Annotated in this window: 21 protein-coding genes; 10 read left to right on the forward strand and 11 right to left on the reverse strand. The window is 66.6% G+C overall.

What is annotated here, in order from left to right:
* Positions 1-7: 7 nt before the first annotated feature.
* Both ACF8LI_RS03740 and trpE read right to left on the reverse strand, forming a co-directional pair.
* A complete protein-coding gene (locus ACF8LI_RS03740; RefSeq protein WP_016449526.1) occupies positions 8-358 on the reverse strand; it encodes a chorismate mutase in 351 nt (116 codons plus the stop codon).
* Entirely contained in the window at positions 355-1,854 is a 1,500-nt protein-coding gene (gene trpE / locus ACF8LI_RS03745; RefSeq protein WP_392412090.1) for an anthranilate synthase component I, read from the reverse strand. Before trpE ends, ACF8LI_RS03740 begins: the two co-directional genes overlap by 4 nt.
* Before the next feature lie 356 nt (positions 1,855-2,210).
* Between trpE and ACF8LI_RS03750 the strand changes: the two genes are divergently transcribed.
* The 3 genes from ACF8LI_RS03750 to ACF8LI_RS03760 are packed head-to-tail and all read left to right on the forward strand — an operon-like array spanning position 2,211 to position 4,032.
* Positions 2,211-2,606 (forward strand): hypothetical protein, encoded by a 396-nt coding sequence (locus ACF8LI_RS03750; RefSeq protein ID WP_063327577.1) that lies wholly within the window; start codon positions 2,211-2,213, stop codon positions 2,604-2,606.
* A complete protein-coding gene (locus ACF8LI_RS03755) occupies positions 2,603-3,052 on the forward strand; it encodes a hypothetical protein (RefSeq protein WP_392412093.1) in 450 nt (149 codons plus the stop codon). Before ACF8LI_RS03750 ends, ACF8LI_RS03755 begins: the two co-directional genes overlap by 4 nt.
* Complete coding sequence (locus ACF8LI_RS03760) at positions 3,052-4,032, forward strand: CBASS cGAMP-activated phospholipase (RefSeq protein ID WP_392412096.1); 981 nt, start codon at positions 3,052-3,054, stop codon at positions 4,030-4,032. The genes ACF8LI_RS03755 and ACF8LI_RS03760 overlap by 1 nt, the downstream gene beginning before the upstream one ends.
* Positions 4,033-4,080: 48 nt before the next feature.
* Here ACF8LI_RS03760 and ACF8LI_RS03765 read toward each other — a convergent pair whose 3' ends face one another.
* The gene (locus ACF8LI_RS03765) at positions 4,081-4,395 is read right to left on the reverse strand and encodes a hypothetical protein (RefSeq protein ID WP_047219032.1); all 315 of its coding nucleotides are present in this window, start codon (positions 4,393-4,395) and stop codon (positions 4,081-4,083) included.
* Between the two features lie 983 nt (positions 4,396-5,378).
* Here ACF8LI_RS03765 and ACF8LI_RS03770 point away from each other — a divergent pair.
* Positions 5,379-5,975 carry a chalcone isomerase family protein gene (locus ACF8LI_RS03770; protein ID WP_013804690.1) on the forward strand — a complete coding sequence of 199 codons (597 nt, stop codon included), beginning with the start codon at positions 5,379-5,381 and terminating at the stop codon, positions 5,973-5,975.
* Here ACF8LI_RS03770 and ACF8LI_RS03775 read toward each other — a convergent pair.
* From ACF8LI_RS03775 to ACF8LI_RS03810, 8 genes are all read right to left on the reverse strand, one after another.
* A complete protein-coding gene (locus ACF8LI_RS03775; RefSeq protein ID WP_016450792.1) occupies positions 5,950-7,365 on the reverse strand; it encodes a HAMP domain-containing sensor histidine kinase in 1,416 nt (471 codons plus the stop codon). The genes ACF8LI_RS03770 and ACF8LI_RS03775 overlap by 26 nt on opposite strands.
* Entirely contained in the window at positions 7,334-8,020 is a 687-nt protein-coding gene (locus ACF8LI_RS03780; protein ID WP_013804692.1) for a response regulator transcription factor, read from the reverse strand. The genes ACF8LI_RS03775 and ACF8LI_RS03780 overlap by 32 nt, the downstream gene beginning before the upstream one ends.
* Positions 7,998-8,498, reverse strand: a complete 501-nt coding sequence (locus ACF8LI_RS03785) for a hypothetical protein (RefSeq protein WP_126311078.1) — start codon at positions 8,496-8,498, stop codon at positions 7,998-8,000. Before ACF8LI_RS03785 ends, ACF8LI_RS03780 begins: the two co-directional genes overlap by 23 nt.
* 170 nt (positions 8,499-8,668) lie before the next feature.
* On the reverse strand, positions 8,669-9,361 hold the full coding sequence (locus ACF8LI_RS03790) for a hypothetical protein (RefSeq protein ID WP_016450790.1): 693 nt from the start codon (positions 9,359-9,361) through the stop codon (positions 8,669-8,671).
* A gap of 244 nt (positions 9,362-9,605) precedes the next feature.
* Positions 9,606-10,901: a polyamine aminopropyltransferase gene (gene speE, locus ACF8LI_RS03795; protein WP_267178995.1), complete on the reverse strand. Its 1,296-nt coding sequence runs from the start codon at positions 10,899-10,901 to the stop codon at positions 9,606-9,608.
* A gap of 146 nt (positions 10,902-11,047) precedes the next feature.
* Positions 11,048-11,725, reverse strand: a complete 678-nt coding sequence (locus tag ACF8LI_RS03800; protein WP_034348084.1) for a phosphoglycolate phosphatase — start codon at positions 11,723-11,725, stop codon at positions 11,048-11,050.
* Between the two features lie 152 nt (positions 11,726-11,877).
* Positions 11,878-13,632 carry a methyl-accepting chemotaxis protein gene (locus ACF8LI_RS03805; protein WP_392412099.1) on the reverse strand — a complete coding sequence of 585 codons (1,755 nt, stop codon included), beginning with the start codon at positions 13,630-13,632 and terminating at the stop codon, positions 11,878-11,880.
* A 69-nt stretch (positions 13,633-13,701) separates the two neighbouring features.
* On the reverse strand, positions 13,702-14,178 hold the full coding sequence (locus tag ACF8LI_RS03810) for a chemotaxis protein CheW (protein WP_392412101.1): 477 nt from the start codon (positions 14,176-14,178) through the stop codon (positions 13,702-13,704).
* Between the two features lie 333 nt (positions 14,179-14,511).
* On the opposite strand from ACF8LI_RS03810, the gene ACF8LI_RS03815 reads away from it, so the two are divergent.
* The 6 genes from ACF8LI_RS03815 to ACF8LI_RS03840 all read left to right on the forward strand — a co-directional run.
* Positions 14,512-16,209, forward strand: a complete 1,698-nt coding sequence (locus ACF8LI_RS03815) for a methyl-accepting chemotaxis protein (RefSeq protein WP_392412103.1) — start codon at positions 14,512-14,514, stop codon at positions 16,207-16,209.
* 74 nt (positions 16,210-16,283) lie between these two features.
* Positions 16,284-17,534, forward strand: coding sequence for an HD-GYP domain-containing protein (locus ACF8LI_RS03820; protein ID WP_392412105.1), 1,251 nt, complete (start codon positions 16,284-16,286; stop codon positions 17,532-17,534).
* 211 nt (positions 17,535-17,745) lie between these two features.
* A complete protein-coding gene (locus ACF8LI_RS03825) occupies positions 17,746-18,117 on the forward strand; it encodes a response regulator transcription factor (RefSeq protein ID WP_034348076.1) in 372 nt (123 codons plus the stop codon).
* Positions 18,117-18,881: an HD-GYP domain-containing protein gene (locus tag ACF8LI_RS03830; RefSeq protein ID WP_016450587.1), complete on the forward strand. Its 765-nt coding sequence runs from the start codon at positions 18,117-18,119 to the stop codon at positions 18,879-18,881. The genes ACF8LI_RS03825 and ACF8LI_RS03830 overlap by 1 nt, the downstream gene beginning before the upstream one ends.
* A 9-nt stretch (positions 18,882-18,890) precedes the next feature.
* Positions 18,891-19,730 (forward strand): ABC transporter substrate-binding protein, encoded by an 840-nt coding sequence (locus ACF8LI_RS03835; protein ID WP_016450588.1) that lies wholly within the window; start codon positions 18,891-18,893, stop codon positions 19,728-19,730.
* 24 nt (positions 19,731-19,754) lie between these two features.
* Positions 19,755-21,154 (forward strand): PAS domain-containing protein (locus ACF8LI_RS03840; RefSeq protein ID WP_392412107.1); only part of this gene is annotated, 1,400 nt, incomplete at its 3' end.

A 21,154-nucleotide genomic window follows, 5' to 3' on the forward strand; every position in this document is an offset into this window, starting at 1 on the left:
ACAGGCCCTAGGAACGATCGTCCTGCGCACCGCCTTCGCGCAGCCGCGCGAACTCGCGGTGCTCGTAGGCAATGCATTCCTCCATGAGGTGGCGGTACACCGCCTCCATCATGTCGGGCTGGCCGCCCTCGGCGGCCGTGCGCTCGCGCACGCGGCGCACGATGGCCTCGATGCGGCCCTCGTCGCGCACCTGGGCCGCATCGGCCTTGATGCGCGCGGCCTGCTGCATGTAGCCCATGCGCGTGACCAGCAGCGGCACCAGCACATCGTCCAGCGCATCCACATTGCGGCGCACATCCAGCATGTCGGTGCAGTGCTGCACCAGGTCGATGGCCTGCTTGGCGCGGTCCGTGCTCATTCCAGTCCTTCCTCCACCAGCTCGGCCGCGCGCATCAGTGCGCGCGCCTTGTGCTCGGTCTCTTTCCATTCCATCTCGGGCACGGAATCGGCCACCACGCCGGCGGCGGCCTGCACGTAGAGCGTGCCGTCCTTGATCACGCCCGTGCGGATGGCAATGGCCAGGTCCATGTCGCCCGCAAAGCTCAGGTAGCCGCAGGCGCCGCCGTAGATGCCGCGCTTGGTCGGCTCCAGCTGATCGATGATCTCCATGGCATGCACCTTGGGCGCGCCCGTCAGCGTGCCGGCCGGGAAGGTGGCCTTGAACACATCCATGTTGTCCATGCCGTCGCGCAGAATGCCCTCCACGTTGCTGACGATGTGCATCACGTGGCTGTAGCGTTCCACGGCAAAGGCCTCGGTCACCTTCACGCTGCCCGTCTTGGCGATGCGGCCGATGTCGTTGCGCGCCAGGTCGATCAGCATCACGTGCTCGGCGCGTTCCTTGGGGTCGGCCACCAGCTCCTTTTCGGTGGCCTTGTCGGCCTCGGGCGTGGCGCCGCGCGGGCGCGTGCCGGCCAGCGGGCGGATGGTGACCTTCTGGCCCTCGTCCGTGTTCTCCTGGCGCACCAGGATCTCGGGGCTGGCGCCCACCACATGGAAATCGCCCAGGTGGTAGTAGTACATGTAGGGGCTGGGATTGAGCGATCGCAGCGCGCGGTACAGGCTCAAGGGGCTGGCCGTGAAGCGCTTGTGGATGCGCTGGCCCACCTGCACCTGCATGAAGTCGCCCGCGGCGATCAGCTCCTTGGCCTTCTCCACGGCCGCCAGGTAGTCTTCCTTGGCAAAGCTGCGCTGGGCCGGGTGGCTCTCGCCGGCCTTGATCTGCGGCGCGCTGACCGAGTAGCGCAGCAAATCCTTCAGCTGGCGCAGCCGCTTCTTGCCGCGCGTATAGGCCTCGCTCTCGCCGGGGTTGGCATAGACGATCAGGTACAGCTTGCCCGACAGGTTGTCGATCACCGCCACTTCCTCGCACTGCAGCAGCAGGATGTCGGGGCAGTTGAGCGTATCGGGCGGGCAGGAATCTTCCAGCTTCTTCTCGATGTAGCGCACGGCGTCGTAGCCGAAGTAGCCGGCCAGCCCGCCGCAAAAACGCGGCAGCCCCGGGCGCAGCGCCACCTTGAAGCGCTTTTGGTAGGCAGCGATGAAATCCAGCGGATTGCCCTTGGCCGTCTCCACCACCTGGCCATCGGTCACCACCTCGGTGCATGCCGCCTCGCCGAAGCCGCTGGCGCGCAGCAGCGTGCGTGCAGGCAGGCCGATGAAGCTGTAGCGCCCGAAGCGCTCGCCGCCCACCACGGACTCCAGCAAAAAGCTGTGCTTGCCGTCACCGCCCGCATGGGCCAGCTTGAGGTAGAGAGACAGGGGGGTTTCGAGATCCGCAAACGCCTCGACCATCAGAGGGATGCGGTTGTAGCCCTGCGCAGCAAGGCTCTTGAATTCGAGTTCGGTGATCACGGGAAAGACTCCGGATTGCGTGGCGCTGGCAGACCTGGTGTGGGTGCGGGCTGCGCATGGATTGCGCCGATTCATTCGATTGGCCCGTAGGGCCTCGGGTGCACGCCGGGTCGCGCCCCGGGTGCTTCAGCTGTTCAGTTGGACAGGCTTGCGCCAGGGCCAGGCTCCCCGGTCTCCACAACCTGCAATGAACATGCGATGAATGAACATAGCGGGCAAGTGTAGCGCAGACGCGGCTGGGTACAAGTGCGGACCGGCGCCTTGCGGGGGCGCCGCAGGGGCCTGCCAGCGCCACAATTGACACCCTGGTCAGCCTGACCAACAATGGCAGCACAACCTGACCAGAAAGGTCGACCATGCCGTCCCATTTCTCCGCCCGCACCGACGCTGCCTTGCCCGAGGGCGAACGCGACCCGCTGAACCGCGCCCTGCGGGACCTGAGCCATCAGGTCGGATCGGCCATGCCGCGCAACACCACGCCCATGCCGATCTCGGTCTTCAAGGCGCAGTACGGCGCGGTGCTCAAACAGGCCGATCACGACGGGGTGGCCCTCATCTCCCAGGGCCGCAAGCGCTACGTGATCGTCAGCGAGGAGCACATGGTGGCCCTGTCCGCCAACGAGCGCGCCCCCCGCACGGTGGCTGACATCTGCAGATCGCTGCCACTGCCGCGCCAAGCCATGGATCTGTCCGCTGCACAGATGTCCGGGGCGCGCGGCGATATCGACGTACCCGCCCGGCGCGCGCCATGAGCCGCTACCTGCTGGGCCCCCGCTGCCTGCTGTGGATGGCGAACCAGGAGCCCGCGACCCTGCAGTGGTTCTCCACCATCCGGCCTCTGGACTGCATCGTCAGCGACCTGTCCATGGCCATCGCCAAGGCGGCCGTGGCCGAGGCATTCCACGACCTGCGCGACCGCAACGAGTGGTTCTCCCTGCTCGATGCGCTGTATGCCAACCTGCGCGCCGAAGGCGCCTCCATGCTGACCAGCGTGGACAACAAGGTGCTGGAGCGCTTCATCGAATGGCGCAACTTCGCGCCGCTGGACAGCCAGGGCCCGCGGGGCACGGCGCCGCTGGCGCAGGACCTGCGGCTGCTCATCGCCACGGCCGACCTGCTCAAGGTCTGCTACACCGAGCCCGCCAACCTCTACCTGGCGCAGGCCTCCGCCCGGGGCGTCACCGTGCACGCGCTGTGATGGACTTCGACGTACCGCCCCTGTCCAGCGCGGTGCGCCAGGGCCTGCGCCGGCGCCGGGTCGTCCTGAGCCTGTCGGGCGGCGGCTATCGCGGCCTGTTCAGCGCCCATGTGCTGGAGCGCATCCACCGCGAATTCGGCAACGGCGACCTGCTGGAGAAAGTGGACCTGTTCGCCGGCACCTCCATCGGCGCAATCATCGCCACCGCCCTGGCCAGCGGCTGCCAGCCCGCGCGCATCAAGCAACTGCTGCTGGACCACGGCCCCGCCATCTTTCCCTCCAAATGGCTGCCCGGCCTGCGCCAGGCCATGGGCAAGGCGCTCTATGACAGCGCCCCGCTGCGCGCAGCGATCAAGGAGGCCATGCCGCAAGCGGAGCAGTCCGCCCTGGGGCAACTGCAGGTGCCGCTGCTGCTGCCCGCCGTGAACTGGAATTCATCGCAGCTGCACCTGCTGGCCAGCGGCGCCCTGCCCGACAGGGACCGGCTGGGCCTGACGCTGATGGACGCCATGCTGGCCTCATCGGCCGCCCCCACCTACTTTCCCGCGCACGCCGCAGCAGGCCATGTCTTCGTGGACGGCGGACTCGCCGCCAACGCGCCCGACCTGCTGGCCCTGCAGGCCGCCCGCCAGCTCTGGGGGCCGGCCGCCGACATCGTGATGATCAGCCTAGGCACCGCCAACCCCCAGCAGGGCCAGGACCCCGTGGCCATGCCCCGGCGCGGGCTGACCCTGGTCAAGCCCCTGCTGGACCTGGTCATGGCCGCCCAGGAGGTCCAGGCCGTCAAGGCGGCCCGCCAGGAACTAGGCACCAGCAGCTACCTGCGCCTGAACTTCACGCAGCCCCCAGCCCAGCAAAAGCGCCTGGGCCTGGACATCGCCAACGCCGACAGCACCCGGCTGCTGCAGGCCCTGGGCGACGAGTGCATCGCCGCCCTCACGGACCAGGAAAAGACGCTGCTGAAGAACGTCCTGAGCTGAAGCCCCAGGCCAAGCGAAGCGAAGGCCCGACAGGGCTTGCAAAGAGAATCAGCGCTCAAACGCCGCCGAAGCCGCAGCCATCCGCCGCAGATACGCCGGATCCTCCTGCAGGCAATGCACGTAGCTCACCTCGTCCTCCACCAGCTCCTCCATCCGCTGCGCAGACCCGCAAATGGCCTGCAGCGCATTGGCCACCACCTCCAGATTGCGATGGCCCTCGGGCCGCTCCAGCCAGGCCAGCGCCAGCTGGCCCAGCGAGTACACCTCGCTGCTGCCTTGCAGCGTCAGCCGGCCGATCTCGGTCACGGCATGGCTCAACTGCTGCGGCGTGGGCTGGGTCAGGGTTGGGGAAGCGGTACTCATGGCGCAACCCCTCCCACGGCAGACGCGCCAGCGTGGGGCGCTTGATGGGTGGAGGGGAAGGCAGAAAAAGAAGTGCCGTACATGACGTACATGATTTACTCCTCAGCGAGACGGGAACCACCCGTCTGTGTTCTTACGCACAAACAGGTGGACGGGATGTTAAGAACACGTGCTGAGCCGTGCGGACGCCCTTGCGGGTAGCCCCATCCCGCCCGTAACCGCAGGGACGTGGGCATGCACCCACGATCCGACAATTCAGACGTGACAAGGCCTCCTTAACGGCGAGGCCGCACCGCTCAACAGTCAAGTGTTCTTACGCACCAGCCCCTGAACAGGGGGCCGCCGCAATGATAGAGGCTTTCAAGACGGCAAGCGCCCCGAAGCCCCAAGCCGAGCGCAGCGAAGGCCCGGGCAAACTCCCCGTATGTCAGCGCCTGCGCCGTGGTGGTTGCGGGGTTGCAGTCCTGCCGAAGGACAGGACTGCTTCGTCATCTGACTCGCCGTGATTGTTTGAACGTAGCGCGCAGCGCGAAGTGAGTTTCACGGCGAACCCCGCAACCGCCACGGCGCAGGTTGCCCCGCAGCGAAGCGAAGGGGTCGCGGACATCCGGGCGCTTTTCTTTGCTCACTTTCTTGTAGCGAGACAAGAAAGTGAGTCGGCCGCCGGGCCGAAACCCGGCCTCGAAAAGAAACGCCCCGACAGGGGCTTGCAAAGAGAGCCAGCGGTGCAACGCACAGACAAGGTGGACGGGATGTTAAGAACACGTGCAAAGCCGTGCGGACGCCCTCGCGGGTAGCCCCATCCCGTCCATAACCGCAGGAACGTGGGCATACACCCACGACAAGAAAGCGGACCGAGCAGGATGATAGCCACCCTCCATCGGCCCGCGAAAACCCTGTTGCCACCCCCACCCGATCCCCACAACATGTCGCCCGGACGTAACAAACCGCAACCGGGCCACAGCCCCCGCGCAGGAGACACCATGACCGCCTTGCCCCGCTGGATGAAGACAGCCGCCCTGGCCATGGCGCTGGCGATGCCGCTGGCCGCCACTGCCCAGGAGCCGCCGCGCACCGTCGCGGGCGTGGCCTATCCCGCCCAGGCGGGGGTGGGCGGCCAGACGCTGCAGCTCAATGGCGCGGGCATTCGCTACAAGGCCATCTTCAAGGTCTACACGGCCGGCCTGTACCTGGAAAAGCCGGCCGCCAGCCTGCAGGAGATCGCGGCCCTGCCCGGCCCCAAGCGCGTGAGCGTGACCATGCTGCGCGAGATCGATTCGGCCGAGCTGGGCAAGCTGTTCGCGCGCGGCATCGAGGACAACATGGAGCGCGCCCGCTTCTCGCGCCTGGTGCCTGGCGTGCTGCGCATGAGCGACATCTTCACGCAGCACAAGAAGCTGCTGCCGGGCGAGAACTTCTCGGTGGACTGGGTGCCGGGCCAGGGCGCCCAGGTCTTCGTCAAGGGCCAGGCCCAGGGCGCGCCCTTCCAGGAGCCCGAGTTCTTCCAGGCGCTGCTGGGCATCTGGCTGGGCCCGCACCCGGCCGACGATCAGCTCAAGAAGGCATTGCTGGGCGGTTGAACGGCTGCGCGGGCTCCTGCACGGGCCCGGCAAAGCGCGCCTGGATCTCCAGCCCCGTGGCACCGGGCAGGGCCGTGAGCGTCCAGCCGTGGGCGCGCGCAATCTCCAGGCAGATGGGCAGGCCCAGGCCCGCACCCAGGTCGCGCCGCTCGCTGCTGCGCCAAAAGCGCTCGAAGATGCGCGGCAGGTCCTCGGGCGGCACGCCACGGCCCTGGTCCAGCACCGAAAAGCCCAGGCCGCAGGCCTTCACGGTGACGGTGGCGCCCTGCGGGCTGTGCTGCACGGCGTTCTCGATCAGGTTCTTGAGCAGCACGAAGAGCGCGCCCCGGTCGGCACGCCAGGCAGGCGAGCCGTCCTTGACTTCGCAGTGGATGTGCACGCCGCATTTTTCGGAGGCGCGGGCCATGAAGTCGCAGACCTCGCCAATGATGTCGGCCGGCGCAATGTCTTCCATGCGGTAGCGCTGGTGTTCGCAAACCTCGGCCAGGTGCAGCAGCTGCTGGACCTGGCGCGCCATGTGGTCCACGTCCTTGAGCAGCTCGGGGCTGCGCCGGTCCTCGGGCTCCAGCTCGATCTGCACGCGCATCAGGGCCAGCGGCGTCTTGAGCTCATGCGCGGCCATGGACAGGAATTCCTGCTGGTTCCTGAAGCCGGCCTGCAGCCGGTCCAGCACGTGGTTGAAGGCCTCGACCAGGGGCGCGAACTCGCGCGGCAGGTCCTTGGGCTGCAGGCGCGTGCCCAGCGTCTGCGGGGTGATGCGCTGCGCATCCTGCGCGGCCACGCCCAGCGGCCTGAGCATGCGCTGCAGCGTGCGGTGCGTGGAGAACAGGAACACGACCAGGAAAACCACGCCGATGGCCACCATGCCGCGCCACAGCGCGGGCAGGCCCACCGATTCGCGCAGCCAGTCCACCATGCGGTCGCTGACGGCTATCTGCACGTGCCACGTCGTGCCGTCGTGGACCAGCGTGGCCGTGCCCGCGCGCATGACCACGCCGCCGCGCTCGTAGGCAAAGGCCTTGAGCTCGGGGTCGAAGCCCCGGCCGGTCTGCGTCAGCGGCTGCATTTCGCCGTTGGGGGCGAAGACCACGCGGCCGCGGGCGTCGGTGATGCGCAGCTGCATTTCCTCGCCCAGGCTGGTCAGCATCCAGGCCTTGAGTTCACGCTCGCTGAAACCCTGGGGCACGCCCTTGGCATCGAAGCTCACCCACTCGGCCAGCTTCTCGGCCGCATGCCCCATGCCGCGCTGCAGCGCATAGCTGTCGAAAGGCTTGGCGACGAGAATCACCAGCGCGCCGACCAGCAGCGCGCTGAACACCATGCTCAACCCATAGACGGCCAGCAGCCGCGAGCGCAGGCTACCGGGCCAGCAAAGGTTCGCGAAGCGCATAGCCCTGACCCCGGATGTTGACGATTTCCATGCACGAGCCGGCCGCGGCCAGCTTGCGGCGCAGCCGGTGCAGGGCCACATCGAGGGCGTTGGGCGTGACCACGCTGCTCATGCCCCAGGCCGCCGCCTCCAGCGTGGAGCGGCGCACCGTGGCGCCGGCCTTGCGCACCAGGCTGAGCATGATCTGCAGCTCCGCCGGCGGCAGCGCGATGGCCGAGCCCGCGCAGTGCATGCAGGCCTGCTGCGGGCTGATGCTGATGTCGCCCAGCTGCGGCGCCAGCTCCTGCACCAGCGCGGGCCGGCGCAGCAGGGCGCGCACGCGGGCAATCAGCTCTTCCATGGGAAAGGGCTTGGTCAGGTAGTCGTCGGCACCGGCTTCCAGGCCGCCCACGCGGTCGCTGAGCGCGTCACGGGCCGTGAGCATCAGGCAGGGCGTGGAGCGGCCCGCGGCGCGCAGGCGCTGCACCAGTTGCAGGCCGTCGCCATCGGGCAGGCCGCGGTCGATGACGATGACGCCGTAGTCGATGTCCTGCAGGGCCAGCCAGGCCGTGGAGATCTGGTGGAAGACATCGGTCTCTATGCCGGAGTTGGCCAGCGAGCGGCTGACCAGCGTGGCCAGCCTGGCATGGTCCTCAATTAATGCGATGCGATTCATGGTTTCCGTCGTTGCCGCACAGGGACAGCAAATGCTCCCTGATCCCGGTGATGCGCTGCGGCGCCATGGGCTCGACCAGCACATGGATGACCCACAGGTCCTCGACCATGGCGCGGCATTGCAGGGCAATGTCCTCGGACACCAGATCGTCGGCGCAGGCCGCGTCCACGAAATCAAACCATATGTTCTGGAATCTTGCGCGGGTCAGCAACTGTGCGGCTGTCTTCTGGCCGCGCTGGCGGGACAGGGCATGGTCGCAGACGCAGCGGATATAGGCGCGCAGGTGGCGTGCGGGGCCTGGAGGCTCCTCGGCCAGCGCCTGCAGCAGGTCCTCGCGGAACTTGAGGATAAGCAACTCGAAGATCGTCTCCAGCCGCACGGCACGGTGCTGGCTGCATTCTTGGAAGCGCGAACCCAGGGAATACGCCTGGCCCGCCGCCTGGATACCTATCACGTCCTGGTAGATGGAGGCTTGCATTGCGATGGCACGTTCTGTCGTTTCAGGCTCCGTCGGTCCGCCGCGAGAGCGGCAAACCTGCGGGGAAAACGGCCATGCTCCCCGATTGCGTCTTACTGGCGACTTACCGGCCCCTGAATCCGCCCCATTACACCGGGAATATGCAGGCGGCCGGTTTGATCAATATTGGCTCAAATATCTTCCTGCCAGCCAGCAACATACCTGACCAGCGCCCACTGTGCCAGCCACAGTGCCATATATCCAAATGTCTCCACCAGCTCCTCCAGCACGATCACCTGATAATCAAACCATTGCTGCAGGACAATGAAGCCATGACCTTCCGCATTGGTGGATATCACCATGGCCGCGACAAATGTCGCCAGGCTGAATATCGGCAGCGCCTTCTCGCGCACCAGGCGCTTGATGACCTTGTTCCAGACACCGTGGCGCACAAACCAATAGCAGCACAGCAGCAGCATGGCGCCCACCACCCATTTGACGGCGGGCCGGTACCACAGCACCTGGGAGCTGATCACCGGCCCCCACTTGCCAGCCTCCAGGCTGGGCAGGAAAGCTGCGCCCCAGGCCAGTTCACGCCCCAGAAAAGCCAGCCAGAACAGGGAGGCTATCCACCACAGTGGCGCTGCAAAGGAGCCTTTTTGCCGCCGCGCCGCAACCAGGGCCGCCACCATGCCCAGCAGCAGGGTCACGGCCTGGATATTCTCCAGGAATCCATTTTCCCAGCTCAGGCTTTGCGGCAATACAAAGCTCAGGGGAAAGCTCAATACCAGTCCCGCCAACAAAGCCCAATTCCAAAGCCGCAGCAAGGAATCATCATGGTATTTGGACGCGGATATTCTTGTTTTTGAAAGGGAAGCAGTCATTTTGATACAGGGCGTCTGGCGCTTTATCTGTTGATATGGTTTTTGCAAGCACGCAATATCCCGGAAATACTTACCAGGAAGCCGGAAAAATGGCGGGCGCACGGGCCTTCCCGCCGTTTTTCATTACAGCAGACTTGCCACCAGATTGCAGCACTGTGTCAAATTTGCCCTGCCGGGCGCGCAGTTGCCACCGCAGCCCGGCCAGGGCGGGCCGGGCTCGGCCCGTTGCCAGAACGGGCTGGGCTCAGGCGACGCGGACCGCGCGCGGGGGCAGCGCCGCCAGGGGCGCGGGCTGCACCAGGTCGCGGTAATAGTTGGGCAGCGCGAACAGTGCGGGGTGCACTTCGGCGTTGTAGTAGCGCAGGTCGGGCAGGCGGCGCTCGGCCAGGCGCTGGCGCAGCTGGGCGGGGGGCAGCGCCGCCGCATCCAGCGTGTCGGAGGCCACGGCCAGGCCCCAGTAGGCGCCGTACAGGGGGATGTAGAGGCCGTAGCAGCGCACGATGGCAAAGCGCTCGCGCAGGCTGGCCACCAGCCGCGCCACCTGCTCGCCATGGAAGACGGGGCTGCCCAGGTGCAGCACCAGGGCGCCGCCCGGCGCCAGCACGCGCTTCATGCGCGCCAGGGCCTGGTCGGAGTACAGCGCGCTAGCAGGCGTGTCGGGGTCGGTGAGGTCCATGAGGGCGAGGTCGAAACGCTCCTCGGTGCGCTCCACCATGGCCATGCCGTCGCCTATGCGCAGCTGCAGGCGCGGGTCATCGAACACGCCCCGATGCACCTGCAGCAGGTGCGTGCGCGCGGCCTGGACCACGGCCTCGTCCAGCTCGGCCACCACCACCTGCTCCATGGACGGGTGCTTGAGCAGTTCCTCGGCTGCGCCGCCATCGCCGCCGCCCAGGATCAGCGCCTTGCGCGGCGCCGGGTGGGCCAGGGCAGCGGGGTGGACCAGGGCCTCGTGGTAGAAGAATTCCTCGCCTTCGGAGGTCATGAAGCGGCCATCCAGTCGCAGCACCTTGCCGAACTGCGGCGTGTGCAGCAGCTCCAGCTCCTGATGGGGCGTCTGCACGGTTTCGCGCCGCGTGGCGCGCCAGCCAAAGCGCGCATGGGGCGTGAGCGCCTCCAGCGCCCAATCGCCCTCATCGGCCGCCGCCGTGGCCTGGGCGCCGGGACCGATGTCGCCGCGCATCAGATGCTGGCGCACCACGCGGCCCGGCGCGTAGGCGGCGATCACGCCCTCCATCAGCGCGCGGGCCTTGCCCGAGTTGTCGGCGGAGAAGTTGCAGACATAGACATCGACGGTGACGCATCCGGTCTCGGGCCAGGTGTGTATGGCCAGGTGCGATTCGGCCAGCAGCACGGTGCCGGTGACGCCGCCGGGCTGCCCCTGGTAGTCAGGGAACTTGACCCAGCGGTCCTCCACCAGGGTCAGGCCGGCCTGCGCGGTCTGTGCGCGGCACAGGGCGGCGATGGCATCGGCGTCGAGCATATGGCGCTCGTCGCCCTGGCATTGGTAGAGATCGGCGGTCAGGTGCAGTCCGTGCATGTCGCGTGCTTCCTCCTTGTCTGTGGCCGGATCGCGGCCAGGATGGCAAAGCAGACGACTCTAGCAAAAACATAAATCGCACCGTCAAAGTGCGTTAACCATCGCCAAATCCCATTCTTTTTCCAAAAAACCTGGAACTGTGCAAATCAGGCCAGTTCGGTCAGCGCATCGACGAAGCCATCGGCATCGACCTGGCGCACGGGCTGGCCGTGGTTGTAGCCGTAGCTGACCAGCACCACGGGGCAGCCCGCGGCGCGCGCGGCCTGGGCGTCGTTGCTGGAGTCGCCCAGCATCAGTGTGCGCGCGGGGGAGGTGCCCAGGGCCTCGCAGGTCTTGAGCAGGGGCAGCGGGTCGGGCTTCTTGCGCTCGAAGGAATCGCCGCCGAAGACCTGTTCGAACAGCGGTGCCAGGCCTTTTTGCTCCAGCAGCGGCCGGGCGAAGGACAGCGGCTTGTTGGTCAGGCAGGCCAGCCGCAGGCCGCGTGCGCGCAATGCCTGCAGGCCTTCGAGCACGCCCGGGTAGACATCGGCGAACTGGCCGTTGAGCTGCAGGTAATGGTGTTCGTAGCGTGTCCAGGCCTGGTCATAGGCGGCGTCCACGTCGGCCGCGCCCACATGGGCCAGCACCGATCGGATCAGGTGCTCCGAGCCCTTGCCCACCATGTTCTCGATGGCCTGCGGGGCGATGGCCGGCAGTTGCAGGTCCGCCAGCATGCGGTTGAGGGCTTCGGCGAAGTCGCCCAGGGTGTTGACCATGGTGCCGTCGAGATCGACGATGGCGGCATCCAGGTGCGTGGGGTTCAACGGAATAAGGTTTGCAATCATGGCCATGGAGTATCGATAACCGGGGGCTGCCTGCGCAGGAACAGCGCTGAAAATATCAGAACTTGCACGGGCCCTGGACTTGGGCCCTGCGGCTCCTGGCAGACCCGGCATGGCGGCGGCCCCGCACCCTGGCACTCGCAAGGGGCCGTTGATCAGAACGACACCCAGTCGTCCTGCTCCTGCGCTTGCGCCTGCTTGTGCGCAGGGCTCACCGGGCTCACGGAGCGCAGCACGGGCCGGGCAGCCTGGCGGGCGGGGAGCGCCGCTTTCGCGGGTGCCGGATTGCGCGCCTGCACCGTCGGCTGCGACAGCGGCGGTGTCGAGGCAGGCTGTGCCGCCTGGCCGCCCAGCTGGAAGATCGACACGGCCTGAACCAGCTGCTGTGCCTGCGTTCTGAGGCTGGCCGCCGCTGCCGCGCTTTCCTCCACCAGCGCCGCATTCTGCTGCGTGACCTGGTCCATCTGGCTGACGGCCTTGCCGACCTGCGCCACCCCCGCGCTTTGCTCATCGCTGGCACTGCTGATCTCCCCCATGAGGTCGGTCACGCGCTGGATGGACTGCAGCACCTGCGCCATGGTGGCGCCAGCCTGGTCGGCCAGCTCGGTGCCCTGCTTGACCCGTGTGGTGCTGGTGGCGATGAGCTGCTTGATTTCCCGGGCGGCCTGCGCGCTGCGCTGCGCCAGGTTGCGCACCTCACCGGCCACCACGGCAAAGCCCTTGCCCTGCTCGCCTGCGCGCGCAGCCTCGACTGCGGCATTGAGCGCCAGGATGTTGGTCTGGAACGCGATGCCGTCGATCACGCCCACGATTTCGCCGATCTGGCGCGAGCTTTCGCTGATGTCCTGCATCGCGTTGACGACCTCCTGCACGGAGCCGCCGCCCTTGGTGGCCACCTGGCTTGCGCCCAGGGCGAGTTGATTGACCTGCCTGGCGTTGTCCGCGTTTTGCTTGACGGTGGTCGACAGCTGCTCCATCGACGCTGCAGTCTCCTGCAAGGCGCTGGCCTGCTGTTCCGTGCGCTGGCTCAAGTCGGCATTGCCGTTGGCGATCTCCGTGCTGCCGCCCGCCACCCCGTCGGCATTGCTGCGCACGTCCTGCACGACCGAGGCCAGGCTCTGGAGCATGGCATTGAGCGATGCCTGGACGCTGCCTTCGGGGGCCTGGTGGCGCAGCAGTTCAGGGCTGAGATTGCCTTGGGCGATCTGCCGGGCGACATCGCCCAGTTGCGCCGGCTCTGCGCCCAGGGAGCGCGTCAGGCCGCGTGCTATCAGCTGCCCCATCAGCACGGCCAGGACAAAGGCCGTGACGCTGGCGGCGATCAGCATGTTTCTGCGGTGCGCGTAGGCCTGCGCGGCCTCCTCGATCATCTGCTGTGAACGGATGCGGGTCAGTTCACTGTACTGGCGGGTGGCCTCGATCAGCTGCGCCAGCAAGGGCCGGCACTCTTCGTTCATCTTGCGGATCGCTGCCTCCTTCTGGTTTTGCAGAGCCAGGGCCACGATATCGGTCGCAACCGGTCCATAGCGCTGCTCCACGCCCACAATCTTGGCAACCAGATCGCGTGCATCGGCCGCAACATCCTTCAAAGCCATCTTGGCCTGGAGTTCGGCCAGCGAGGTGTTGACGTCGGTGTGCGCGGAGGTCACGGCATCCTTCTCCGCCGCCAGGTCTGCAGGCGAGGTCACCAGCACCAGGTTGCGCGCCGCGATCGCCCTGCGGTCCACGGCTGTGCGAACCCTCTCTGCCAGGTGTGCACGGGCGTTGATGCCTTCGACGAAGTGCACGAGATTCAGGTTCGCCTCGCGCAGCGCCTGCAATGCCAGCAGGGACACCACTACGGTGAGAAGTGCCAGGCAGGTGAAAGCCACGGAAAGTTTGGTCTTGACCGTCCAGAAGCGGGGATTCATGGCGCGTCTCCAGTTGGGTTGGCAAATTGCGGCGTAGAGGCGGGAAAGAGGTGTGCCGGAGCAAATGGCTCAGCTCACAGCGCAGTCCGGCAGGGCTGCCGTGGCCGCCGCCAGGAGCTTGTCGGCATCGATGAGCAGCAGCGAACGCTCCTCGAGCACGCCCATGGCCAGCAGGCAGTCATTGACCAGGCCCCCGCCCATGGCGGGCACGGCGCGCAGGTCCTGCGGCATGAGCGTCACCACGTCGGTGACACCCTCCACCACCATGCCCGTCACTCCGCCAGGCAGGCGCAGCATGATGGTCACGGTGCAGGCGTCGTACGGCTTGGCCGCAAGCCCCAGCCTAAGCCGCAGATCGATGACGGGAATGACCTCCCCGCGCAGTTCCAGCACGCCGTTGAAGTAGGCGGGGCCATTGGCAATGCGCATGGGCGACTCGTAGGACCGGATCTCCTGCACTTGCAGCAGGTCGATGCCGAACTCCTCATCGTCCACAAGGAAGGAAAGCCATTGCCTGGCGGTGTCGGTTGTCAGTGTAGGTGGCATCTTCATCACTCCAATCAAATTTATTTGATGAATTTGATAAAAATTTAACAGAGAGAAAAGAACAGCACAACCGGTTGTTACATTTTTTGGGGTGTTGATGCTTCGACACGTGAGCCAGGCGGAACGCGTCGCCAAGCGCTGCCGGGCTGTGGCGACGGCTTGTCCAAGGAGGTAGAGGACTGCGTGGCGGCTCGGCGCAGCAGATCCCGGAGCAATGGCTTGGCGAGACTGAATTGATAAATTCAATCCCCCGAGATGAACTCAAGCTTGGTAAATTATCAATTGAATCATATTGATCAAAATTCCTAGCCACTTCTAGGGAGCCCCACCACCATGTTCCTTCGCCTTCTGTCCATCCGCACACGGCTCATCGCTGCATTCACCCTGCTCCTGCTGCTGCTGAGCACGGTCGCGGCCATCGGCTCACTGCAGATCGCCCGGGTCCAGTTCCATGCCAACGACCTGGGCACCAACTGGCTGCCTTCCACCAATGTGCTGGCCTCGATCCGCGCCACGGCCAACGCGGCACGCCGCGCCGGGCTGCGCCACGTGATCGAGGAGGACGCGCAAAGGAAGCGCGCCCAGGAGGACCTGCTGCTGCAGGCCCAGAAGTCACTGCAGTCGGACCTGGCCGTCTATGAAAAGCTGGTGTCCTCGCCAGAGGAGCGGCAGCTGTATGAAAGGATGCTGGTGCTGTGGGACGCGGCCCGAGCCGCTGACCGAAAGATGGTCGAGCTGTCCAGCGGGGGCCCCGAACAGGTGGCCCAGGCGCGCGCACTGGCCACGGGTGCGACCGCTCAGGCCTTCGCCCAGCTCATGGACGTCGTGGGCCAGGACATCGCGCTGAACCAGGAGGGCGGGCGCAAGGCCACCGAGCAGGCCGAGAAGGACTACCACCTGGCGCTGTACCTGCTCGGCGGGCTGGCCACGCTGGCGGTGTCCCTGGGCGCCGTGCTGGCCTGGGCCATCACGCGCTCGATCACCGAGCCCCTGCACATGGCGGTCTCGGTGGCGGACACCGTGGCGCGGGGCGACCTCACGGCCAGCATCGTGGTGCAGGGCCGGGATGAGCCCGCCCGGCTGCTGGGCGCGATGCGCGACATGAACGGCAAGCTTCGCGAGATCATGGCAAGCATTCGCCTCAGCAGCGACAGCATTGCGACGGGGTCGAGCGAGATCGCCTCCGGCAGCCTGGACCTGAGCCAGCGCACCGAGCAGCAGGCCAGCAACCTCGAGGAGACGGCCGCATCGATGGAGGAGCTCACGGCCACGGTGCGCACGAATGCGGACACGGCCCAGCAGGCCAGCAAGGTGGCTTCGGCCGCGTCGGCCTCGGCTGCCGAGGGAGGCCAGTCCGTGGCCCTGGTGGTGCATACCATGCAGGACATCTCGCAGGCCTCGCGCAAGATCGCCGAGATCACGAACGTCATCGACGCCATTGCCTTCCAGACCAATATCCTGGCGCTCAACGCTGCCGTGGAGGCCGCGCGGGCCGGCGAACAGGGCCGGGGCTTCGCGGTGGTCGCCAGCGAGGTGCGCGCGCTGGCCCAGCGCTCGGGCACGGCGGCCCGCGAGATCAAGGAGCTGATCGGTGCCAACCTGGAAAAGGTCGAGCAAGGCACCCAGGTGGCCACCCGGGCTGGCGAGCAGATGGGCCGCATCGTGGAGCAGGTGCGCAGCGTGGACACCATGATCGGCGAGATCTCCAGCGCATCGGCCGAGCAGGCGGTAGGCATCCGGCAGGTCGGCGAGGCGGTGAGCCAGCTGGACCAGATGACGCAGCAGAACGCGGCGCTGGTCGAGCAAAGCTCGGCCGCTGCGGGCAGCCTGGAGCAGCAGGCCGCTTCTCTGGCGCAGATCGTCTCCACATTCAGGATGCATCCCGAGCATGGGGCAAGCCACCCCGCCGCGCCGCGTGCCGCCACCGTCCAGGCCATGGGCCCCAGGCAAGCGCTGCCGGCCATCCAGGCCCGCGTATCGCCAGCCCGTGGGCAACCGCAGGTCAAGGAGGAGGAATGGGCGGCCTTCTGACCTGGATCCGTACAGAAGCAAGGAAATGGCGGCAAGATGACGTATTCATGTGAACCGTTGCGGGGCCCTTGTTCATGATCAAGCGCATCAGTGTGCGGCAGCTGCGGCTGGGCATGTTTCTGGAGAGCTTTTGCGGCAGCTGGATGGAGCATCCGTTCTGGCGCAGCCGCTTCAGGCTGGAAGACCCTGCCGACCTGGCGAGGATCCTGCACGCCCCCATCCAGGAAGTGTGGATCGATACCGCCAAGGGCCTGGATGTCGCGCAAGACGAGCCGTCTTGCTCGCGCGAGCAGGTGGACACCGTGATCGACGCCCAACTGTCCGAGATCTCGCAACTGGCCGAGTTGGAGTGCGAGCTGCGGCCCGTTGCCTTCGATGAGGAGGTGAAGCGGGCCGCCCGGATCTGCCGCCAGTCCAGGCAGGCGATCACCGCCATGTTCCGCGAGGCGCGCATGGGCAGGGAGATCAACCAGGACGAGGCCCGCTCCGTGGTCGCCGAGGTGTCCGAGTCGATCATCCGCAATCCGTGCGCCTTGGTCAGCATCGCCCGGCTCAAGAGCAGCGACGACTACACCTACATGCACTCGGTGGCGGTCTGCGCCCTGATGATCGTGCTGGCACGCCAGCTCGACCTGCCACCGCAGCAGGTGCGCCAGGCGGGCTATGCGGGGCTGCTGCACGATATTGGAAAGATGGCGATCCCCGCCCCCATCCTGAACAAGCCGGGGCGCCTGACCGACAGGGAGTTTGCCGAGGTCCGCGAGCATCCGGCGCGAGGCCTGGAGCTGCTCCTGGCCGGCGGCGTCGATGATCCGGTGGTGCTGGACGTCTGCCTTCACCATCATGAGAAGGTGGATGGCACAGGCTACCCCCACGGGCTGCGCGGCGAGGACATCAGCCTGTTCGCGAAGATGGGCGCGGTCTGCGATGTCTACGACGCCATCACCTCGGACCGCCCCTACAAGCGTGGCTGGGAACCTGCCGAGGCGGTGCACAAGATGGCCGAATGGAGCGCCGGGCACTTCGACAAGACCGTATTCCAGGCCTTCGTCAAAAGCATAGGCATCTACCCGGTGGGCTCTTTGGTGCGGCTGACAACGGGCAGGCTGGGGGTGGTCGTGGACCCTGGCCGCCAGTCCCTGACCTGTCCGCAGGTCAAGGTGTTCTATTCCACGGCCAGCGGCATGCGGATGGCACCGGAGACCGTTGACCTGGCCCGGCCCGGGTGCCAGGAGAAGATAGCCAGCCGGGAAGACCCCGCGAAATGGGGCTTCACCGACCTCGATGCCCTGTGGAAAGACCCGGCCTGGGAACGGGCCACATAAAGGCGGGGCTGCCGGCTCCCGCACAGGGGGAAAAGACCTGTTCCCGGCCTGGGGCAGGAACCCGCCCCGCTGCGGGCGGCAGCATCCGGCGCCCACGGGCGTGCAGGCCTGGCAACAGATTTGATAGATAAATTCAATAAAATTTGATTGAATTGATATTTATGATTCACATGCCGGCCCACACCTTTGTTGCGGCATGAAAGATCTCCCCATGCAAAAGATACTGATCGCCGAGGACCATGCCGACATCCGCAAGCTGCTGCGCATGACACTGGAATTCAGCGACTTTGACGTCATAGAGGCTTGCGATGGCGACGAGGCCTGGGCGATGGCCGAGAGGCTCAGGCCCGACATCGTCCTGCTCGACATCATGATGCCGGGCACGCTCGACGGCCTGGAGGTGTGCAGCCGCATCAAGCGCTCCTACGAGCTGCTGCATACGCAGGTCATCCTGCTGACGGCCCGGGGCAGCGCCGAGGACCGCAAGGCGGGCCTGCAGGCCGGAGCCGACGAATACCTGGTCAAGCCCTTCAGCACCCTGAAGCTGCTGGAGACGATCGAAAAGCTCGAGAGGATCGACTGATGGCCCAGTACCAGACCGCCTCCCCCCGGGAGCCATCGCGACGTTTCGATCCTGCGGCCGTGGAGCAGATGGAGCAGCTCATCCAGGACTTCGGCCGCATGTACCGCGAGCGCAACGATCTGCTCAAGGAAGTGACACGCGCGCACCACGAGACCCTGCTGCGCCTGGCCATGGCCGCCGAGTTCAAGGACGACGACACCGGCTCGCACATCATCCGCATCGGCTACCTGTCGGAGGCCTTGGCCCTGCGCCTGGGCTGCCGCATCGAATTCGCCAGCCTGCTGCGCAAGGCGGCCCCGATGCATGACATCGGCAAGGTCGGCATTCCGGACACCATCCTCAAGAAGCAGGGCCCGCTGGATGCGCAGGAGCGCCTGGTCATGAACCGGCATGCCGAGATCGGCGCGCATCTGCTGGGCCAGTCGCGCATCCCGGTGTTCCAGATGGCGGCCGAAATCGCCGCCAGCCACCACGAACGCTTCGACGGCAAGGGCTACCCGCAGGGATTGGCAGGCGAGGACATCCCGCTGTCGGCGCGCATCACCTCCATCGTCGATATCTTCGACGCGCTCACCATGGACCGGGTGTACCGGCCGGCGTTCGGGCGAGCACGGGCCCTGGAGATGATCGCGGCGGAACGGGGCAAGGCCCTGGATCCCGGCATCGTCGACGCGTTCATGGACAACATCGAAGAGCTGGATGCGCTGCGCCTGGCGCTGACCCGGCAGTCCCCGTCCTTCACCGATCTGATCGACACACCCTGAAAGCCCGCCATGCATCCATCATCGACATGTTTCGGCGCACCGTCCCCAAGGCGCGTGCTGGCACGCCTGGCAGCCGTTGCCGGATTGCTGCTGTGTCTGGTGCCATGGTCCGGCTCTGCCGCAGCTGGCGAGGTGCTGGAGCGGATTGCATCCACGGGCGCCCTGCGTGTGTGCATATGGCCCGACTACTACGGCATCACCTTCCGCGACCCACGCACGGGCCGGCTGACGGGCGTGGATGCAGAGCTGTCGGCGGAGCTGGCCAGGGAGCTGGGCGTACGGCTGCAGTATGTGGATTCCTCCTTTCCCAGGCTGATACCTGACCTGCTGGAGTCGCGCTGCGATGTCGCCATGTTCGCCGTGGGCATACTCCCCCAGCGGCAAAAGCAGCTGCGCTTCACGCAGCCCTATCTGAACAGCGACATCTACGGCGTCACCACCAAGAGCAATCAGGCCGTGCAGTCCTGGGCGGACATCGACCAGCCCGGCGTGCAGGTCGCCGTGCAGCGCGGCACCTTCATGGAGCCCGTGATGCGCGAGACGCTCAAGCATGCGCAGATCGTGTCCATCGAGCCGCCCCAGACCCGCGAGAAGGAGCTCATGGCAGGGCGCGTGGATGTGTTCATGACCGACTACCCCTACAGCCGCCGGCTGCTCGACAGCTCCGACTGGGCCCGGTTGATCGCACCGCCCAAGCCGTTCCACGTGCTTCCCTACGGCTATGCAACCAGTCCTGCCGACGCCCAGTGGCTGGCGCGCCTGGACCAGTTCGTCTCCGACATCCGGCGAGACGGCCGCCTGGCCCGGGCAGCGCGCAACCACGGGCTGAGCGCCATCGTCGCGCCTTGAACCCTCCGATGGAGCGCCTTCATCATGTCTGGCCGAGCCGGCACGCATCATTTTCTGGGGGCCAGGCGCAGCGCCCACCTCAAGGCATTGGTGCTGACCTTTGCCCTGTGCGTGCTTGCCGGGCTGGTGCTGTTCGTCTGGAGCCAGCTGCATGCCGAGGCCGAGCAGAGCAAGGCCCAGGCGGCGTTGCTGGCCCGTGTGCTGCAGGATCAGACGAACAAGACCTTCGAGACCGGCGAGGTCGCCCTGGCAAGCCTGGCCAACAACCCGGTCATCCTGTCCGCCGACAGCCCCGGCGCAGCGCGCGAGGCGGCCTTGGCGCAAGTGGTCGGCCAGTTGCCGGTTCTGCGCAGCATGGCGCTGCTCGATGGCAAAGGACGCATCCTGGCGAGCACGCAAGCGGGCGAGGCCGGCCTGCAGATCGAGCTGCACAAGCTGCTGCCTGACAGGGCATCGGCTCCGGTCCCGGGCAAGGTCCAGCTGGGACGCCTGGTCACCGGCCGCAGCCTCTCCTCCCTGGCAGCGGTCCCGCATGCGACACCGCGGGGCGTCCGCTACCTGCCCCAGATCCTCGCATTCAAGCGCGACAACGGCGCACCAGCCGTGCTGGTGGCCCTGATCAATCCTGATGCCTTGGCCAACTTCTACCAGTCCACGCTGGAGTCCCTCAGCTACGAGGCCATGCTGCTGAGCTACGACGGCCAGACGCTGGCCAGCACGAATGCGGGCACCGGCGTGCAGGCGACCGCCGTGCTGCAGACACCGCTGTTCCGGCAATGGCTGCCGCACAGCGAATTCGGCTCCTACGTCGGCGCGGGCATGCTCGGCTCCCATGAGGTCGTGTCCTTTCGCACCGTGCGCAACTGGCCTCTGCTGCTGGTGGTGGAGGAGCCCTACTCGGAGGTGGTCGCGCGCTGGCGCGACAAGGCATTCGCCTTCTTCGTTGCCGGCCTTGCGCTTCTTGCCCTGGTGCTGGGCCTGAGCGGGTCGGTGCTCAAGACCCGCAGGGTCCAGAAGTCGTCCCAGCAGTCCATGGAAAAGGCCCAGGCGCGCCTGGCCCGCAGCGAGCATGAGATGGCCGTGCTCATGCGCAGCGTGCAGGAGCTGATCTTTCGCACCGACATCCAGGGCCGGCTGACCTTCGTGAACGCACGCTGGGAGCAATGGACCGGGCAGCCCAGCGTCGAGGCGCTGGGGCAGCCGCTGGAAGGCATCGCGCGCGAAGCCTGCAGGCCGCAGATCCATGCCCTGCTCGACCCCCAGGCCAAGCTGGCCCTGCGCAACTGCCAGGCCATGTTCCAGCTGCCGGGCCACCGGGAAATACTCTGCGACATCGCCGTCGTCCCCCTGCTGCGCGACGGCCGGCTCGTGGGCTTCGCGGGCAGCGCCGTGGACGTGACGGCCCGCTGGAAGGCGCAGCAGGA

The organism is Delftia sp. WSY_12 (genome assembly GCF_043104645.1).
GTDB lineage: Bacteria > Pseudomonadota > Gammaproteobacteria > Burkholderiales > Burkholderiaceae_C > Comamonas > Comamonas tsuruhatensis.

Bases quoted from the DNA above. Each gene is read 5' to 3' on its own strand.
- ACF8LI_RS03740 (WP_016449526.1), bottom strand. From the start codon at position 358: ATGAGCACGGACCGCGCCAAGCAGGCCATCGACCTGGTGCAGCACTGC.
- ACF8LI_RS03750 (WP_063327577.1), top strand. From the start codon at position 2,211: ATGCCGTCCCATTTCTCCGCCCGCACCGACGCTGCCTTGCCCGAGGGC.
- ACF8LI_RS03755 (WP_392412093.1), top strand. From the start codon at position 2,603: ATGAGCCGCTACCTGCTGGGCCCCCGCTGCCTGCTGTGGATGGCGAAC.
- ACF8LI_RS03760 (WP_392412096.1), top strand. From the start codon at position 3,052: ATGGACTTCGACGTACCGCCCCTGTCCAGCGCGGTGCGCCAGGGCCTG.
- ACF8LI_RS03765 (WP_047219032.1), bottom strand. From the start codon at position 4,395: ATGAGTACCGCTTCCCCAACCCTGACCCAGCCCACGCCGCAGCAGTTG.
- ACF8LI_RS03770 (WP_013804690.1), top strand. From the start codon at position 5,379: ATGACCGCCTTGCCCCGCTGGATGAAGACAGCCGCCCTGGCCATGGCG.
- ACF8LI_RS03775 (WP_016450792.1), bottom strand. From the start codon at position 7,365: ATGCGCTTCGCGAACCTTTGCTGGCCCGGTAGCCTGCGCTCGCGGCTG.
- ACF8LI_RS03780 (WP_013804692.1), bottom strand. From the start codon at position 8,020: ATGAATCGCATCGCATTAATTGAGGACCATGCCAGGCTGGCCACGCTG.
- ACF8LI_RS03785 (WP_126311078.1), bottom strand. From the start codon at position 8,498: ATGCAAGCCTCCATCTACCAGGACGTGATAGGTATCCAGGCGGCGGGC.
- ACF8LI_RS03790 (WP_016450790.1), bottom strand. From the start codon at position 9,361: ATGACTGCTTCCCTTTCAAAAACAAGAATATCCGCGTCCAAATACCAT.
- speE (WP_267178995.1), bottom strand. From the start codon at position 10,901: ATGCACGGACTGCACCTGACCGCCGATCTCTACCAATGCCAGGGCGAC.
- ACF8LI_RS03800 (WP_034348084.1), bottom strand. From the start codon at position 11,725: ATGATTGCAAACCTTATTCCGTTGAACCCCACGCACCTGGATGCCGCC.
- ACF8LI_RS03805 (WP_392412099.1), bottom strand. From the start codon at position 13,632: ATGAATCCCCGCTTCTGGACGGTCAAGACCAAACTTTCCGTGGCTTTC.
- ACF8LI_RS03810 (WP_392412101.1), bottom strand. From the start codon at position 14,178: ATGCCACCTACACTGACAACCGACACCGCCAGGCAATGGCTTTCCTTC.
- ACF8LI_RS03815 (WP_392412103.1), top strand. From the start codon at position 14,512: ATGTTCCTTCGCCTTCTGTCCATCCGCACACGGCTCATCGCTGCATTC.
- ACF8LI_RS03820 (WP_392412105.1), top strand. From the start codon at position 16,284: ATGATCAAGCGCATCAGTGTGCGGCAGCTGCGGCTGGGCATGTTTCTG.
- ACF8LI_RS03825 (WP_034348076.1), top strand. From the start codon at position 17,746: ATGCAAAAGATACTGATCGCCGAGGACCATGCCGACATCCGCAAGCTG.
- ACF8LI_RS03830 (WP_016450587.1), top strand. From the start codon at position 18,117: ATGGCCCAGTACCAGACCGCCTCCCCCCGGGAGCCATCGCGACGTTTC.
- ACF8LI_RS03835 (WP_016450588.1), top strand. From the start codon at position 18,891: ATGCATCCATCATCGACATGTTTCGGCGCACCGTCCCCAAGGCGCGTG.